The following is a 16,523-nucleotide window of genomic DNA, read 5'->3' as shown; positions in this document are numbered from 1 at the left end:
GATTCCTTTCGGTTGGGCGCTTACGCGAGCGCCATGATGCAGGGGTCATGGTCGAGCCTCATGCTCGACGGGGTGAACGAGGCGGGCAGTGTGGTCTGCCCGGCGATGTAGCCGGCCCGCATGAACGCGGTGCCGAGCAGGTGGAAGTTCGCCGGGTTCGAGGGGGACTGGTTCTCGATGTGCATGTAGTAGAAGTCCGTCGCTGCCCCGGCCGGCATCAGGAACGCCGCCCAGTACCTGCCGGGCTGCAAGGTGTAGCTCGCCTTGAGGCTGAGCGGCACGGCGCCGACATGGTTGTCCTTGGCGTTGGCCGGGGTGCCGGCCTCCTGCCCTGCGGCAGGAACGTTCGATAGGGCCGTGTCGCCCGTGTAGGCCAGGCGCTTACCTGTCGAGTCGTAGATGCCCGCCATGAAGCGCGCGCTCTGGGCGACCGTAGATCCGCCCCAGCCGCGAGCGAACATGACCACCTTGCTGACCGTGGTCGGCTCGGTGATGTTCATGCCCGCCAGGTACATGCGCTGGATCGCGGCGGCCTTGATGACGCCGACTTCCTTGGTGGTGCTGCTCCAGTCCCTCGGGTTGGGGATCGAGGCCGGGTCGACAGACCATGCCTGGAAGCCGAGCGACTGCGGGGTCCACACGTTGCGCGGGGCTGCGGTGGGCATCTGTGCGGCCGGGAGCCGCTTGTCCGTGCCCAGCGAGGCGACACCGGAGGCCGCGCCCTTCTGCGATGCCGGGATGGCGGAGACGTCCGTGGCGGTCAGGCTGATGTCGGGGCCGGTCTTCCCGTTCACCGTGTTCACGCTGCCGTCGCCGGGGTCACCCTTCGGACCCTGCGGACCAACCGGCCCCTGCGGGCCGACGTCACCCTTTGGCCCGGCCGGTCCGATGTCGCCCTTCGGACCCTGCGGGCCTGCGGCGCCTGTGTCGCCCTTCGGGCCGGCTGGACCGGCCGGGCCCGTCGCCCCGGTCAGTCCCGTTGGGCCGACGTCGCCCTTGTCGCCCTTCGGGCCGGTCGCCCCGGTCGCTCCGGTAGGGCCGACGACGCCGGAATCCTCGGGGGCCGGCCATACGCTCAGTCCCACTTACGCGACCTCCACTCCGCTGACGTGCAGCGAGCACTGTGCGCCGCTGCCCTGCACTTCGATGGCCTCGCCCTCGGCGAGCACCTGGTTGATCTCCACGGTCAGGACGCCCTTGGCGGCGATGCCGACAGCTGAGAGGAGATCCCAGCCGCCGAGCTTGACCGTGACGGAGCCGGCCGCACTGCCCGTGTTCGCCGCGACGATGTTCGTCACGATCGCGGTGTTGCCGTCGGGCACCGTGTAGACCTCGGTCGCCGAGGCCGGGGCGCTGCCCCGGAAGAAGTTGATCGGCGTCGCCACCTACCACACCCCCATGATCGCCATGATGTCGTCGCCGCCCGCGCTGTCCGCGCGCTCTAGATGGGAGACGCGCTTCTCGGCCTTGGCCATGCGCTTGTGCATGGCGACGTCGAGGTTGAAGCCGGTCGGGTCGCCGAGTGCGGCGCCGACCTGGAAGCCGGACGAGCTGGCCTTGAGGGCCAGGCCGGTCACGTTCGACTTCAGTTCCTGGTCATCGACTACGACCGCGACGCGGTCGCCCAGGCCCCAGTCAGTGCCGAAGACCATCGTTGAGTCCTCCATGGGGACGAGTTGGATGTCGACGGCGGTGAACCCGGCATCGGCCAGGGCCTCGTCGCCGGCCTGCTGAAGCTCGGCCCAGTCGTCGGTCTGGCGCTGGTCGATCCACTGCTCGATGCGCCGGTCCCAGTCAGCCTCGGCCTGGAGGCTGGTGTCGTTGTCGATCTGGAGGAGCTGCCGGTTGGTCATCTCGCCCTGTCCGGCGACGATCGCTCGGGTCACGCCGGGGGCGGAGATGGACGCGCGCTGGCCGGACAGGGTGCCGTTCAGCACGTCCAGGCGGATGAAGTCGGACCTGTCTTGCACCTTGTACGTCTCGAAGACGAGTCCGTCACCACGCTGTATGACGCGGAAACCGAGGTCGCCCAGCAGGGCCAGCTCGGTGAGCAGGTTGCCCAGCACTGGGAAGCGTGCGGATTTCTTCACCTGCGGCCCGCGGCCGAAGTCGTCGCCCATCGTCAGACGCTGTCTACGCCGAGGCGCCGGGGCGCCCGGACCGACGTTGGCCCGGACGAACCCGTGCATGACACTCTCTGCCGGACCCTGTCTGACGTCGTGCGCCAGCTTCTGCGTGGCGCCGTCAGGGTTTGTCGGCTCGGGGAAGGCAAGCATGTCCCGCAGGATGACGTCGTCTGTCACGCCCTCGAAGACGACCGACCCGCCAGGGTCTTCCGGCGTGGACGCCGACTCGAACTTCGTCATCGGCCCGGACATCAGGGTGTAGCTCGGGCCGGTCACGATGAGCCCGGAGCCGGGCGTACGCAGGACCGGGGTCAGCGGATGCTCGGACCCGAGGGTCAGCTTCCATGAGCCGACGTTGTTGAACGCATCCGTCATCTCGAAGATCAGCTCCTCGGGCCGGACGAGACCGACCCGAGTCAGCGACTTGTCCCGCACTTCGACAGTGATGTCAGCGAGTCGCACTATCACACCACCATCCACTTGCGCGGCTGCCAGGAGCAGACGATCGACGAGTCCTTCGTGATGTCGAGCAGGGACGCCTCTGCCGTGGACAGGCCGGGCTTGACCGTCCAGAAGCGCGGGGCCGCGGCCAGCTCGTTGTAGCGGTTGGCGCCGGACTGGTCGGCGACCGTGCCCCTCTTGGTGTCGATCGTCAGCGTCTCGCCGGCCGCCAGCTTGCCGTTCCAGCGCAGCCGCTCGCCGCTGGGCGAGGTCGCCGTGAACGTCCGGCCAGGACCGCGCACCTGCCACACCGGGTACGCCTCGGCGTCACCGGAGTTGTCGAGCTGGATCTCACCGATCGCCTGCGACGGTGCGACGTTCAGCTTGGCCAGGCTGGACAGGAACGCCTTCGATGACGCCCCGGTGATGCGCCGGGTCTGCGTGTCCGACGACGTCCAGTACGGGTCAGGCGCCCGGAAGGAGAGGACCGTCTCGAACTCGCGCTCACCGGTCGTCTCCACGCCGTACGTGAACTCGCCGCCGCCCGTGCGGTAGATGACGGTTGACCAGCGGGTGCCGTCGTCGTTCTGGAGCGTCAGCGTGCAGCGGTCGGCCACGGCCAGGGCCAGCCGGGACAGGCGGGCCTGAAGGTCGTCACGGTCGCGCGCCAGGATCTCCAGGGCTATGTCGATGTCCCTGGACTGGACGCGCTTGCGGCGGTACACAGCACCGTCCCCGGCCCCTTCGAGCCACTGGACAGCGACGGGGGGCAGGCCGAAGCCTGTCGCCCCCGTCTTGGCCTGGTAGCCCAGGCCCTTGTCCGCGATCTCGTTGAGGTCGAGGTTGTCTGTGCCGCTGCTCAAGATGAGCTTCGGCAAGACCGAATCACCATCCCATCCGTGCTCGGTTGGCCGCGGCGAACAGGTCTTCCTCGGGGAGGGAGGAACCCGGTGCTGCGTAGTAGTTGAGAACCTTCGTGGTGCCGCCCACCTGGCCGGCGAGTGCGGCAGCGACTGCGGAGGACACGCCTCGTGCGGTGCCTGCGCCCTTGATCTCCGGGGCGTCGAACTGGGTGCCGGCCACGTCCTCGGTCAGCCCCTTCAGGGACTGGCGCACCGCGTCGTAGCGGGACTCCAGGCCCTTGATGAAGCCGTCGATCACGAGGACACCGGCGTCGACGAGGAGCACCTTGTCCAGGGACTCCGGACCCTTCCAGTCCTTCAGCTTGTCCGTCAGGCTGCCCAGGGTGTCCTTGACGCTGCCGAACATGCCGGTGATGCCGGAGATGAAGCCCTTGATGAGTTCGATGCCGGCGTTCTTCAGGGTCGACCCGAGGTTGCCGAGCGCTTCCTTCGCTCTGGAGGGGAGCTTCTTCACCTCGGACACGGCCTTGCCCAGCCAGGTGGTGACCGTCGAGACCATCTCGGAGAACTTGGTCTTCGTCGTGGAGACGACGTTGGACCAGCCGGACGTGAAGAACGACTTGATGCTGTTCAGTCCGTCCAGCGCCTTACTTCCGAGGTTCGAGAAGAAGTCGGTGAAGCCCGACTTGATCGCGTTCCAGGCGTCGACACCGAACTGCTTGACGAGGTTCCAGCCGTCCTTGAACGCGGTACCGATAGCCGTCAGGCCCTTCTTCGCCGAGCCGAGAACGCTGACCGACAGCCACGTGATCAGGGCGCCGAGGATCGTGTCCCACAGGCCCTTCAGGAACTGCCAGATGCCGTTCCACAGATCCTCGAACCCCTGCTTCAGCAGGTCCCAGTTGCCGGTGAAGATGCCCTTGAAGACGCCGATCCAGATCTCGAAGTAGCCCTTGACCATGTTCCAGACGCCCTTGAAGATCTCGACGAAACCTTCGAGGACCAGGGCCACACCGTTGATCGCGGCGACCAGCGTTCCGGCCAGCAGCTCGACAACGAACTCGATGGCCGGCGCGAGGATCGGCATCAGGAAGTCGACGACCTTCTGGAGCGCTTCCAGGAACGGCATCAGCGCCTGGACCAGCCGGTTGAACGCTTCCATCAGCAGCGGAAGGATCGCGCTGGCGATGTTCGTGATCACCGGGATCAGCGGCATCAGGACCGCTTCCAGGATCTGGAGCAGCACTTCCACCAGCGGCATCGCCGCCTGGACGACACCGGCAAGGAACTCGGCGACGACCGGCAGGATCGGAGCCAGGCCCGAGATCAACTGTGCGATCAGCGGAGCGACGGCACTCAGGAGCTGGCCGAACGCCTCGACCACGACCGGGAGGACTGCGGACAGTGCCTGGAACGCGGTACCGAGTGCGTCCTTGATGACCGGCACCAACTGGGCGATGACCGGGCTGAGCTGCTGGAAGACGCCCGTCAGGCTGGAGCCCAACAGGTCGATGATCGGCAGGATCGCCGGGGTCAGGGCGGTGAACGCGTTCGCCAGCGGAGTCAGCGCGGCTGCGATGAGCGGGCCGAGCTGCGCGGCGAGCGCACCCATGATCGTCATGACCGCGCCGAGCGCCTGGCCCAGCGGGGCGAGGACGGGCAGTACGCCGTTCACGCCTTGCTGGAGTCCGTCGAACAGGGCGTGGACGCCAGAGATCACCGCGGGCTGGTTCAGCGCTGCGGCGATACCGCCCACGGCGGTGCCGATGATCGCGCCGACCTGCGGCAGGATGCTCGTCAGGAGCGAGACCAGCTCGGACAGAAACGCCTTGACCTGCGGCCCGGACGTGGTGGCGATCTCACTCATCGCCTGGTGCGCGCTGTAGAACAACATGCGCATCGCGTCCTGGGCGCCGGACGAGTCGATGATCTCGTGGATACTGCCGAGCGTTTCGCGGAGCATCCCGAGGGTGGAGCCGCCCGCCTCGGTCGCGGCGCGGGCGATGCCGGCGAGGATGCCGCCGGTCTCGTACAGGACTCCGCCGAGGTCCTTCAGGGACTGGATGCCTGCGTCGATCTCTTCCTTGAGGCCGGCGTCGCCCTTCTGGTTCAGCCAGTTCGACGCCTTCTCGGCGATGTCGACGAACCAGCCCGCGAGCTGCGGGAGGTAGCCGGCGCCGACCCTTCCCAGGGTTGTGATGATGTTGGCGAACGCCTCGGTGCCGCCCGTGGCGATGTCGATCGACTTCGAGAGGTCGGCGAACATGCCGGCCAGCTCGGGCGCGAGGGACGACTGGATCGACTTGGCGAACCCGCCGAAGAACTGGCCGATCTGAGTGGACGTCTCAGCGAAGCCCTTGCGCAGCTCGGGCAAGACGCTGTTGATCATGTCCTGGATCGGGGCCTTGGCCTCGGCCCAGAAGTTGTTGCTGATCAGGTCCTGGAGTGCGGAGAGTTGCCCCTTGACCTCGGGCAGAACCTTGTTGAAGTCCTTCAGTGCGGCGACGGTGGCACCGATACCGATCGCCATGCCGCCGAGAATTCCGGGCAGGGCCAGCGACGTTGCGCCGATCTGCGCGAGCGACGCGGACAGGGCGGCGAGGTTGCTGACCGCCGTCAGGCCCCAGCCCGCCAGGCCGGCGATGGCTGAGGCGAGCGTGCCGACGATCGGCACGTTCCTGTCCAGGTTCTTCAGGACGTTGTTCAGCCTCTCGAAGGTGTCGCCGAGCACGCGCGCACCGGACAGCGCCTTCAGCATCGTCGCCGTCGCGGTGTACGCGGACATGTTGACCTTCGGGAAGATGTCCACGACACGGTTCCGCGTCAGCCGGGCCAGCGACAGAGCCACCGCGGCCACCGCACCGTGCTTGATCTCGGGCTCGATCTCCGACTTCAGGTTGTCGATCTTGTCCTGGAGGTCGTCGATCTCCCGCTCGACCTTGCGCTTGGCGACCGCGTCCATCTCGGGCGTGATCTTCGCCTTCAGGTCTTCCATCTGATGGAAGGCGGCTTCGAGCTGCCGCTTGATGGAGGCGACTTCCTTCTCGTCGAGCTTGGGGTTGACCTTGATGTCGTCGAGCTGCGACTTGATCCGGTCGACCATGGCCTGCGCCTCGGCGTGGTTCCAGGCCAGGGTGACTTCGGCGTGCAGGTCGAGCCGCTTCTGGATGTCCTCGCGGGCCGCCTTCAGCGACTCCTCGTCCATGCCGACGTGGAGGTTGACCGGCTTCAGGTTGGCCAGCTCGGCGTCGAGCCGGGCCAGCGCCTGCCGCAGCGAAGCTTCGTCGTCGAAGTCGACCTTCAGGTCCATCTTCAGGTCGTTGGCCAGCATGTCGCGGGCCGCGAGCAGGGACGCCTCGTCCACGTTGACGTCGATGTCGACCGAGCGGAGCTTGGACAGCTCGGCGTCGATCCGGGCGATGGCTGCCTGGATCGAGCCCTGCGAGGACTCGTCCACGGTCAGCTTGATCTTGCGGACCTGGTTCAGCCGCTCGTCGAACATGTCGAGCGCGGCCTTGATCGAGTCCTCGTCGATGTCGACAGGGATCGTCACCTCGCCGAGCCGGTTCAGCTCCGACTTCAGTCGGGCGATGGCGGCCTGAAGGGATGCCTCGTCGTCGAGGTTGACCTTGAGGTTGATGTCCTTCAGGGCCTGCTGCGCCTGGGTGTGGATCTTCTGGGCCTGGGCCTTGAGGTCGTCGGCGTCGAGGACGACCTTGGCCTTGACCTCCAGACCCTTCTCGGCCCTCTCCAGCTCGGCTCTGGCTTCTTCCTTGAACTTGCTCGTGTCGGGCAGGATCTTGATCGCTACGCGACCAACGATCTGACCTTCAGGCATGGGCCTACCTCCGGGCGCTGAACTGCTTGTAGATGTCCGCCACAGAGATGCGGCGCTTGGACTTCCCCTTGGCGGCCTTCTTGACCTTGGGCCTGGGCCACTCCGGGAACTTGGGCGCCTTCTTGCCCCAGTTGCCGGTAGCGCGAGTGTTCTGGTTGAGCGCGTCGAAGATGTCGGCCGTCATGTGGCGATCGACGCCCCAGCCAAGATGCTCCCTACCGCCCGACGCGAGGGCGTGAGTCAGGGAGGTGTCGGGGAGCCTCCGCACCAGAAGATGGACGAGGGCCGGCGAGGGCCCCCGACCTTCCACCACGTCCACGAGGTTGATCCCGTAGTAGAAGAGGAGGTCGGGGTAGACGCCTTCGCCGTACTCGTCGATCAGGTGCGCGAGGCTCAGGCTTCCCCCGCCTGAGTGCCCTTGGTGTAGGTCTCGAAGATCGACGCGAGCAGGGCGAGGTCGCCGGCCACCTGGTCGATCAGCGTCTCCGCGGCCTTCTTGTCCTTCGCCACCAGGCGGATCGCGTCGGCCAGGACTTCGCCCTGGTCCACGGCCTCGTCGCCGTCGAGCTTGTCCTGGAGGCCGGCCAGCTCATCCCGCTCGGCCTTGGCGAGGCGCAGCGGGTTGCGCAGGACGGCCGTGGTCTTGTCGTCGATCTTGATGTCGGTCGAGCCGTACTTCGCGTCAGCGGCGGCGCGGATGTCGTCGAGAGAGAACGTGGCCATGGGGTGCGGACCTCCAGGGGGTTGAAGAAGAACAGGGGGCGGACCAGGGGAAGGGCCTCCGGGAGGAGGCCCCCGGTGTGCAGGCGGGTCCGCAGTCGCACTTGCACACCGGAGGAGTTAGGGGTGGGCGATCAGGCGCCCGTGCCGTCCTCGGCCGGCTTCTCCTCGTCCGGCGCCTCGCCGAGCGGGGTGATCGCGTACGACCACTTGTTGGAGCCGAGGGGCATCGGCTTCACGCCGAGCGGCAGGCCGGCCAGCGACTCGGTGTCGCCGAAGGACAGGTCGTCGCTGCGGTAGATCTCGGCCTTCGGTGCGTAGATGGCGAAGTGGTTCTCGCCGTCCACGAACACCGCGAGGAACGCGCACGTGGTGGGGGTCGGGTCGGTCGGGACGCCCACGGTGCCGTCCGGCAGGACGGGCGCGTTCGAGCCGTAGTACAGCTTCAGGCCGGGGACGTCGAACTGCTGGAGCGTGAAGCTCAGCGTCTCCGTGCGGGCGCTGTACTTGGTGCGCAGGCTCTTGTTCTGGAGCGAGCCGATCGTGGTCGCGTCACCGCCCTCGGAGGTGATCGACAGGATCTCGTCCAGGCTGGTGTGACCGACCGCCTCCCACGGGGACAGCGGGCTCAGCAGGTCGTCAGGGATCTCGGTACCGACCGGAGCGGTGAGGTAGTTACCGCTTCCGATGACGAGAGTTGCGGCATCGTTCAGTGCCACTCGGGGTCTCCTTACTCGCCCGGCGTGTCTTACTTACACACCTGGCTGTGGGGTTACAGAGGGAAGGGCTTGGCGCGCGGCTTGCGGATGTCGACCTGGAAGACCGTCTCGTACCGCCACACGCCGGTCGGGAGGTCGGCGTACTGGACCGGTCCCGTGGACGTCGCCCAGTCGGTCGTGCGCCTCGGCGCCGACAGCATGTCCACGCGGGTGATGTGGCCGCGCCCCGGATAGACCTTCTGCGTCATCCAGGCGTCACGCAGTACGACACGGACCGCCTCGGACAGGATCGACGCGTCCGCGTCGCCGTCCGGGTCCTCGCAGAACGTCTGCACGATCACGCGGGCGGAGTCCGTGAACCGGTCATCGCCGGTCCAGATGCCGTACGTCGTGTCGCGGCGGACGAGGGCGAAGGGGAAGACCTGGTCCCGCTCGATGAGCGACTGGACGCTGATGCCGGGGAGGCCATCTCGCAGGACGGCCAGGAGCAGGTCTTCGACAGGGGACAGCTCGGCGAGCGCTTTAATCTCGGCGGGTAGTCCGGCCACCGCGGCGACCCCCCTTCTTCATGCGGATCTTCACGTGCCGCTTGACCTTGGCGCCGCCCTTGAGCTTGTGCGGCAGCTTCGCGGCGTCGGTCAGGACGTACGTACCGCCCATGGCGCCGACCGTGTACTTGGTGACGGTCTTGCCGTCGGAGTCCAGGAGGGTCACGTCGTAGGCGTTGCGGCCCAGCTCGATGGACAGGGCGGAGTTCGGGTTGCCGCCCTGGTTGTTGGGCGAGGCGTCCGACAGCGTCACGTAGCGGTCGACGCGACCCCGCTCGGTACCGATCTCGGCGCCGCTGACGTCGGGCACTCCCCCACGATGCGCGTTGCCGGCAGATCGAAGCCGGGCCAGGTTCTCCTCGGCGCGCACGCGGATCTCGAACTGGACCTCTTCGAGCGAGAGTTGGACGCCGTCGATCAGGCCGATGAACTGCTCGAACTTCTTACCGTCGACCCTCTTCTCCCACTCGATCTTCACGGCCGCTCCCGGATGTCGATCGACCAGTGCCGGGTCTTGCGCTCGCCGTGGTGGTAGGCCGGCGGCGTGACGATGTCCCACTGGGTGCCGAGCACTTCCACCCGCGACCACAGGGTCACGTCGGGCAGGTCGGCGTCCACGATCATGCGGATGATGTTGATCTGCTGCTGACCGGGAACCTCGGCCCGCGCGGAACGCTGCGGGATCAGCGCGCACCGCACATCGATCGGGCCGTTCGGGTCGGCGACGATCACCTTGTTGCCCCGGCTGTCGATGTGCACGACGGTCTTCCAGACCTTCGCCGGGATGCCGCGCCTGCGCTGACGGCTGCTCACCAGGGCTCCACCTCATCGGCGTACAGGGGGAACTCCTTGCCGACCGGGTCGACGGGCACCAGGCCCGCGCCCGTCGGACGGCGTACCGACCGCCAGGCGGTCACGCCTACGGTGTAGAGACCGGAGTTGCGACCGGCCAGGCCGGCGAGCAGCTTCTGCTCCTCGGCGGTGAAGTAGACGGTGCCCGCGTTCTCGCCGGCCGCGTCGTTCCAGGCCAGCGTCTCGTCGCCAGCGCGCGACTGCACGTACCCGTCCGGGTTGCGCATGTATCGCGTGGCTGCCTTCAGGGTCAGCGTGCGCACCATGCGCGGGGCGGACTCCTCGGGCCAGTCACGCCCGTAGTGCGCGGCCAGGTCGGAGGCGTCCTCCAGGGCGTTGGCTGCGATGCGCTCCTCGTCAGCGTCGAGCGTCCAGTCCAGTCGCCCCTTCAGGTCTTCGAGGGTGGCGTAAGCCACGTGAGTCTCCTTGCTCGTCGGGGCGAGAAGGGGCAGGGTGTCAGACTTACACACTCTGCCCCGACTCAGTGACTGGATCAGGCAGCCGGCGCAGCGACGCCAGTGATCTTGGCCAGCTCCTGCGCCTTGGCGTCCGGGCCGTCAGCGTCGGGCAGGACGTCCACGGACGCGTCGAGGTCGAGCTTGATCGCGCGGACGAAGTGCTCGTGCTCGGAGACGAACGCCTGGCCGGTCGTCGCGTCGCGGCCGATCAGGATGTCGGACACGGAGCGGAAGCCCTTGTAGGTGTTCACGATCGAGCGGTCCGTGAAGCGGGTCGCGTCGTAGTCGCGAATCCAGCGCAGTGCCACGCCGTTGTAGGAGGCGGAGGCGCCGAACGGGACGGACTGCGGGACGGACGGGGCGCCGGTCGCGAAGATGAACGCGGACTGCGTCATCGCGATGGCCTGGTCCGCGGGCAGCTCGTTGGAGACGACGATGTTGAAGCCGTAGCGACGGCCGATGGTGGCCTCACGCAGGGAGGACACGGCCTCGGACTCGCCGACGTTGGAGGCCAGGTTCAGCTCCGCGTCGGCAAGCAGCTCGGTCTCCCAGTCGGTGCCGACCAGGAGGGTGCGCTGCTCCTTCGGGACGCGGAACTTGTTCAGCACGTCGCGGGCGCGGATCAGGGTCCGGCGCAGGTCGCGGCCGGCGACCTTGCCGCCGAGGGTGACGGCGTAGTCCTGGTCCAGGGCGTAGTCGACGGCCTGGTACTCCAGACCGCGGCCCACGGCTTCGGTCTGCTTGGCCATGAGCTTGGCCCAGCCGTTGAGGTCGAAGTCGTTCTGCTCGTCGGTGAGCTGGAGCGCCGAGTAGATGTCCCCGCCGAAGGTGACCTGGACGGTCTTCTCGGCGTAGGTGTCGAACTGGATCTCCTTGGTCCGGTCGTTACGGAAGCCGTAGGACCGGAACGGCAGAACGCCTTCGACCTTGACGTTGATGGCGTCGTTCTTGGCGCCCTTGAACTGGTCGATGCCCTCGCGCTGGAAGACGGCCGGGACGACCAGGGCCTCTTCGAGGGCGACCGCCGCAGTCGCGGCGATCTTCTCGGGCTTGATCACATCGTGCGGGGTGTAAGCCACGGGGATGGTTCTCCTGTCGGTAGGGGGAGGGAGGCTCGGCGTGTCTCACTTACACACCGGCGCCAGAAGGGGGAAGCTCAGTACCTGCGCGAACGCGCAGCCCGAGCGGCCTTGACCGGGTCGAAGTCCTCGTCGCCATCGGACGGCGTCAGACCGCCGCCCAGGGACTCGGGAGCCGGCGGGGCGACGAGCTTCTGAAGCTCCTTCGCGTCGGCGTCCAGCTCCTCGGGCGTCGAACCCGTCAGGCGCTTGGCCAGGGCCGGCGGCAGCTCGTACTTGGCCGCCACGTTGTTGAGCAGGATCTGCCGCTCCAGCGCCTCGACCTGACCGCGCAGCTCGGACGTGGCGGCCTCGAACTCCTCCAGCGTCTTGGCGCCAGAGAGCTTGGCTTCCGTCTCACGGAGCTTGGTGCGGTAGTTCGCGGCCTCGGCGTTCGCGTCGGTGAGCTTCTTGCGAAGCACTTCCGGGGGAACGGACTCCTCGGCCGGCTTCTCCTCGGTCGACTCCGCGCTGTCGCCCTGGGGGGTCTCGCCCTCCGGGGGCGTCTGCGGGGTCTCCTCGTTCGGAGCCTCTTCGATGCTGGGGGTTTCCTGCTCGGGCACTCTCACGCCTCCTGGACGTTCGGGGGTGTCTGCCGCGCCTCCTGGGCTGCGGCCTTCTGTTCTTGGCGGATGAACCGCCTCCAGGCGGACACGGCCGCCTTACCGGTGAGGCCGCGGGTGACCTTCGGCCACAGCTCCTCGTACCGGCGATTCAGCTCGTACAAGTCCGAGCCCTTGTACTGCTCGCGCGCGAACACGGGTTCGGCGTAGCAGTGACAGTTGTCGTGGTACTTGTCCCCGTCGCCGTACGCGGCCGACTTCAACGACCGGTAGACGGGGCCACGAGAGATGAGCATCGCGCACCACCCGCAGGGGGTGCCGGTGCGCGAAAGTCTGATGTAGCCGATGACGCGGCGGTCCTTCTCCATGTGGTTCCAGACCGCTGCTCGACCACCGTTCATCACCAGGCGCTCGGCGGTTGCTGCCTGCCGGGCGCCGGCCTGCTGGTGGGCTTCCTCGCGCGTCTTGTCGATGTCCTTGGCGGGCTTGCCGGTGTCGAGCTTGGAGTTCTTGCGCTCCAGGTTCGCGGGGCCGAGGGCTTCAAGGACGACCTTGGCCTCGGCTTCTGCCTCGCGCTCGATCCGGTCCTCGTCGTCGCGCAGGTTCGGCAGCTCCTCCACGAGAATCCGGTCGTCGTCCGGCTTGTCGTCCGCCTCCGGGGCGGGCGCCTTGTCGGGCTTCGCGTCGTCTCCAGCAGGGCTGTGCACGGGACGGTCGTCCTTGGCCTTCGACTCCTCCAGGGAGCCGTCAGCCGCATCGCCCGTCAGCGCAGCGAACTCACGTCGCAAGGTCTCCAGGGTCACGTACCTGGGCTCTGGGTGGTACGGATCGGCCACCGTCCGGCCCGTGCGCAGAGCACGGACCAGGCGGTAGTAGGCGCGAGCCAGATCCCGGCTCATGCGCCGCCGAGTCATCACCAGCGTGATGGCCCGGCGCAGCCATGCCGTGGACGTGGCGGCCCTCGCGTTCTGCGGGACCGCCTGCCACAGCTTCATCGCCTCCTCGACGGTGCCCGCCCCGATCTGGGTCAAGGCCACCTGGAAGGCAGCGGACGCGCGGTCAGCCTCAGCCTGTCGGGCTGCGGACGTCACGCTGCGATCAGCTCCTCATCCGGACTCGCCGGCACCGAGGAGGCCGGAGGAGTCGCGCGGGTGAGCGCACTGGCGAGCTGGCCGACGGAGTCGTCCTCCTCGGCCATGTCTAGCCAGTCCTCGTACTCGGTCTGCGTGACACCCGGAACCCGCTTCCACAGGCCCTTCCTCGGGATGCCAAGCTGCTCGGCGAGCTTGCCCAGAGCGTCAGCGGCCTGCGCCAGCGAACGCGACTCCATGTCGCGCCACTGCACTTCGCCGTGGAAGTTCTCGGCCGACGACGCGTCGCCCTCCAGCTCGGCGGCCAACCTGAAGACCCGTTCCCACGCCTCGCCGAAGACGGACTGGAACTCGGCGACCTTCCGCTGGAGCGCTGTCTCCGCGGCGAGCAGGGCCTCTGCACTCAGGTTGGCGATCTGGCCAAGGAGGTGGTGGGGCGGGGTCTGGGAGACCGCGGCGAGGTGCCGGATGCTCATGTCGATCGAGTCGATCAGCGAGCTGACCGGCCCGGCCGGCAGGCTGCCGAACTTGGCGTCGGGGTCCTCCGCGAACAAGAAGCGGCGCGCGTTGTGGTTGATCTGCGCAGGCATCGGGTTGCCGGCCTCGTCGAGCTTGGGCCGGCTGTCGACCGCCAGCTCGGGGTCAGTGGTGACCTTGCCTTCGGCGTCGACCATCTCCATCTGCATGGGCGGAGCCATGCCGGTCGCGTACCGGACCTCGTGCGAGGTGTACGTCTGCGCCACGAGGAGATCGAAGACGGTCTGGTTGATGCGGTCCTGAAGCGCGATCATCGGCTCGACCACGCCGACCGTGCGGCCTTCGAGGTCGACCGAGGCGGCGAACCGGGTGACCGGGCACTCGCTCGCGCCGTGACGCTTCAGCCGGGCCACGCTCACGCTGTCCGCGTCGCTCTTGGACTTGTAGGTGACGGCGTACTCGTAAGTGCCGTCCCACATCCGGGCCTTGCCCTTGGCGTCGCCCTTCGGCGGCGTCACGATCGTCAGCGCCGCGTACGGCGTCTCGTCGTTCGCCGGGTCCTCGTACAGGGCGGCCGTCCGCTTCGCGGACAGGCCCTTCGAGGTGACGCCCTTCTTGGCCTTCTCCGTCAAGACGAAGGAGTGACCGAAGCCGAGCGCGCCCCGGTAGATCGCGGACTGCCGCGCGTCGAGGCGCGAGCGCTGCCAGTGGGACCACTCGACCGACTTCGAGGCCGGCGCGTCCGGCAGGCCGCCGTCAGCTGAGGCACCCGAGCGGAAGCCGTCTACGTACAGGGCCTGGGCGGGTGTCCCCACGAGGAGGGGAACCCAGTTCGAGACGGCCCGCTTGGCGAGCAGCTTGTACTCGTCGTCCGCCTGGGGCGGCATGTACGGGTCGTCGTGCTCGCCTCGGATGTAGCGGTCGATCCGCCCCATCCGGCCCTCGTCACGATCGAGGATGGCGAGGAGTTCCTTCGCCAGCGATGCGGGGCTGGTATCGGCCATGCCCTCACCACCTTTCGTGTCGCACTATCACAGCGCTACAGGAAGTAACCTCGGCCCGAGCGCTGACGGGCCTTCTTGCCGCGGGCGCGCAGGTCGTACAGCGCCTCGTGCGCGAGCATCAGCGCGGCGTACGCATCGACCTTCTTTGGCGACTCGCGACTCTCCTTGCCGAAGGAGATGCCGTAGTTGTTCGACCGGCGACGTGCGTTCAGCGCGTGCCGGCGCAAGGTCAAGTCGCCGTCGTAGCGGAGCTTCTTGTCGAAGACCGACCGCATCAGGCGCTCGTGCGCCATCGTCGACAGCTTCAGTGACGACCGCATGTCCCAGCCGATCCGGTCCTTGCCGACCGGCGAACGGACCGCCAGTCCCTCGCCGTACAGCTCGTCCCACTCGGAGATGTAGGACTCCCAGAGGGCGACGTCGGCGTAGAAGCCCTGCACGGCGAACGTGCGGAAGGCGTCATGCACGGCCGAGTCGACCTCGGCCCGAGGGACGGACCAGCCGTCACCGCGCGGGCCGTCAGGCTTCTCCCACAGCCCGAGCACGAACGCGCACATGTCCCGTACGCGGATCGCGACCAGGGCCGTGGCGTCGTCGGTCTTGCCGCCATCGAAGCCCATGACGATCTCGTCGCCCGGCTGGAGCGTGGAACCCTCGTGGAGGATGTCCGCCCACTGCTCGGGGCCGTACAAGGCGTCTTCCTCGGCGACGATCTGGTTGAACCACATGCGCCGCGAGCGCGACGCCGCGATCGTCGCGTCCATGATGGACTGGATGATCGTGTCGACGTTCAGCCAGACCGCGTCACCGCGGATCTTCGGCAGGACGATCCGAATCGCCTCGACCGTAAGCGGCGTCTTGGGATGCGCCTCGATCGAGTCGTACATGAAGCCGATGTCGACGGCCTTGCCCTCGCGGATCTTCTCGAAGGCTTCGCGCATCCGCTCGGCGACAGAGTCTTCGCCAGGCAGGTAAGCGTTGGTGATCGCCAGGTACCGCGAGTCCTTCTTGGTCGCGTTACCGTCGATCGTGGCGTACATCTTGTCGCCGTTGTTGCCGCTGACCCAGTGGTGGGTCTCGTTGAGAACTACGAACGTGGACCGTTAAGGACCGCGCCCCCTCAAGGGCGCGATAACTACTTGTCACCGCCTCAAGGCGCTGACGGCCGCCGTTCGCGCGGATCAGTTCGGCGCCGGCCTTGATGCCGTACGTCTCGATCAGCTTGTCCGACATCAGCGACGGGAACAACGTCATCGTGTTCCGCGTCTGATCGCGGCTGACGGCCGCGACCTGAACCCACGCCTGCGGGTGAGGAACGCCTACCGGCTCGCCGGCCTCGTCGAAGTGCGAGAAGCGCGACGGCCCAACGAACTCGACCATGCAGACGACGGCGAGAAGCGGGTCCTTGCCCCAGCCCTTGAGCCGCTGGAGTACGCCCTTGCGGTAGGCGAAGCGGCCGTTCTCGTCGACCGCGTACCACCACAGCGTCCAGCGCAGTTGCTCACGGGTGAACTTCCACGGGCCACCGTTCTCGGCCTTCAGGTACTCCGCGCACCAGCCGGCGATCTGCCAGCCCAGCGTGCGCTGCGGGAGCTTCCACTGACCGAAGGCGTCCTTCTGCCAGGTCGGCCCGAAGAACGACGGCTCCAGGGCCTCGATCTCCTCGGTGGTGAGTTGTGCCGTAGCCATAACTCACCCCCCAAGG

Annotated in this window: 18 protein-coding genes; all 18 read right to left on the bottom strand. The window is 67.5% G+C overall.

The genetic code is table 11. The annotated features are described in order from the left end of the window. Positions 1-20: 20 nt before the first annotated feature. Positions 21-794: a hypothetical protein gene (locus ACZ60T_RS21500; RefSeq protein ID WP_469667293.1), complete on the bottom strand. Its 774-nt coding sequence runs from the start codon at positions 792-794 to the stop codon at positions 21-23. A 291-nt stretch (positions 795-1,085) separates the two neighbouring features. Then, on the bottom strand, positions 1,086-1,385 hold the full coding sequence (locus ACZ60T_RS21495) for a hypothetical protein (protein WP_469667292.1): 300 nt from the start codon (positions 1,383-1,385) through the stop codon (positions 1,086-1,088). Then, positions 1,386-2,588 carry a siphovirus ReqiPepy6 Gp37-like family protein gene (locus tag ACZ60T_RS21490; protein ID WP_469667290.1) on the bottom strand — a complete coding sequence of 401 codons (1,203 nt, stop codon included), beginning with the start codon at positions 2,586-2,588 and terminating at the stop codon, positions 1,386-1,388. Positions 2,589-2,590: 2 nt separating this feature from the next. After that, positions 2,591-3,430: a phage distal tail protein gene (locus ACZ60T_RS21485; RefSeq protein ID WP_469667289.1), complete on the bottom strand. Its 840-nt coding sequence runs from the start codon at positions 3,428-3,430 to the stop codon at positions 2,591-2,593. Positions 3,431-3,452: 22 nt separating this feature from the next. Next, entirely contained in the window at positions 3,453-7,268 is a 3,816-nt protein-coding gene (locus tag ACZ60T_RS21480) for a hypothetical protein (RefSeq protein ID WP_469667287.1), read from the bottom strand. A 4-nt stretch (positions 7,269-7,272) separates the two neighbouring features. Further along, positions 7,273-7,452: a hypothetical protein gene (locus tag ACZ60T_RS21475; RefSeq protein WP_469667286.1), complete on the bottom strand. Its 180-nt coding sequence runs from the start codon at positions 7,450-7,452 to the stop codon at positions 7,273-7,275. Between the two features lie 209 nt (positions 7,453-7,661). Continuing rightward, on the bottom strand, positions 7,662-7,991 hold the full coding sequence (locus tag ACZ60T_RS21470; protein ID WP_469667285.1) for a phage tail assembly protein: 330 nt from the start codon (positions 7,989-7,991) through the stop codon (positions 7,662-7,664). Positions 7,992-8,122: 131 nt separating this feature from the next. After that, complete coding sequence (locus tag ACZ60T_RS21465) at positions 8,123-8,707, bottom strand: phage tail tube protein (RefSeq protein WP_469667284.1); 585 nt, start codon at positions 8,705-8,707, stop codon at positions 8,123-8,125. 53 nt (positions 8,708-8,760) lie between these two features. Next, entirely contained in the window at positions 8,761-9,255 is a 495-nt protein-coding gene (locus ACZ60T_RS21460; RefSeq protein ID WP_469667282.1) for a hypothetical protein, read from the bottom strand. Further along, positions 9,230-9,733: a hypothetical protein gene (locus tag ACZ60T_RS21455; RefSeq protein ID WP_469667281.1), complete on the bottom strand. Its 504-nt coding sequence runs from the start codon at positions 9,731-9,733 to the stop codon at positions 9,230-9,232. The genes ACZ60T_RS21460 and ACZ60T_RS21455 overlap by 26 nt, the downstream gene beginning before the upstream one ends. Further along, the gene (locus tag ACZ60T_RS21450; protein WP_469667280.1) at positions 9,730-10,068 is read right to left on the bottom strand and encodes a phage head-tail adapter protein; all 339 of its coding nucleotides are present in this window, start codon (positions 10,066-10,068) and stop codon (positions 9,730-9,732) included. The genes ACZ60T_RS21455 and ACZ60T_RS21450 overlap by 4 nt, the downstream gene beginning before the upstream one ends. Beyond that, positions 10,065-10,523, bottom strand: a complete 459-nt coding sequence (locus tag ACZ60T_RS21445; RefSeq protein ID WP_469667279.1) for a hypothetical protein — start codon at positions 10,521-10,523, stop codon at positions 10,065-10,067. The genes ACZ60T_RS21450 and ACZ60T_RS21445 overlap by 4 nt, the downstream gene beginning before the upstream one ends. Before the next feature lie 77 nt (positions 10,524-10,600). Then, the gene (locus ACZ60T_RS21440; RefSeq protein WP_469667278.1) at positions 10,601-11,644 is read right to left on the bottom strand and encodes a hypothetical protein; all 1,044 of its coding nucleotides are present in this window, start codon (positions 11,642-11,644) and stop codon (positions 10,601-10,603) included. Positions 11,645-11,721: 77 nt separating this feature from the next. After that, complete coding sequence (locus tag ACZ60T_RS21435; RefSeq protein WP_469667277.1) at positions 11,722-12,246, bottom strand: hypothetical protein; 525 nt, start codon at positions 12,244-12,246, stop codon at positions 11,722-11,724. 2 nt (positions 12,247-12,248) lie between these two features. Further along, positions 12,249-13,283, bottom strand: coding sequence for a VG15 protein (locus ACZ60T_RS21430; protein WP_469667370.1), 1,035 nt, complete (start codon positions 13,281-13,283; stop codon positions 12,249-12,251). Between the two features lie 50 nt (positions 13,284-13,333). After that, positions 13,334-14,818, bottom strand: coding sequence for a phage portal protein (locus ACZ60T_RS21425; RefSeq protein WP_469667276.1), 1,485 nt, complete (start codon positions 14,816-14,818; stop codon positions 13,334-13,336). Positions 14,819-14,853: 35 nt separating this feature from the next. Next, on the bottom strand, positions 14,854-15,858 hold the full coding sequence (locus ACZ60T_RS21420; protein ID WP_469667275.1) for a terminase: 1,005 nt from the start codon (positions 15,856-15,858) through the stop codon (positions 14,854-14,856). Further along, positions 15,836-16,507 (bottom strand): hypothetical protein, encoded by a 672-nt coding sequence (locus ACZ60T_RS21415; RefSeq protein ID WP_469667274.1) that lies wholly within the window; start codon positions 16,505-16,507, stop codon positions 15,836-15,838. The genes ACZ60T_RS21420 and ACZ60T_RS21415 overlap by 23 nt, the downstream gene beginning before the upstream one ends. Positions 16,508-16,523 lie beyond the last annotated feature (16 nt).

This window comes from Streptomyces sp. NPDC104371, assembly GCF_055583785.1.
Note: the sequence above shows the minus strand (reverse complement) of the source record. Positions and strands in the feature narration are given on the sequence as shown.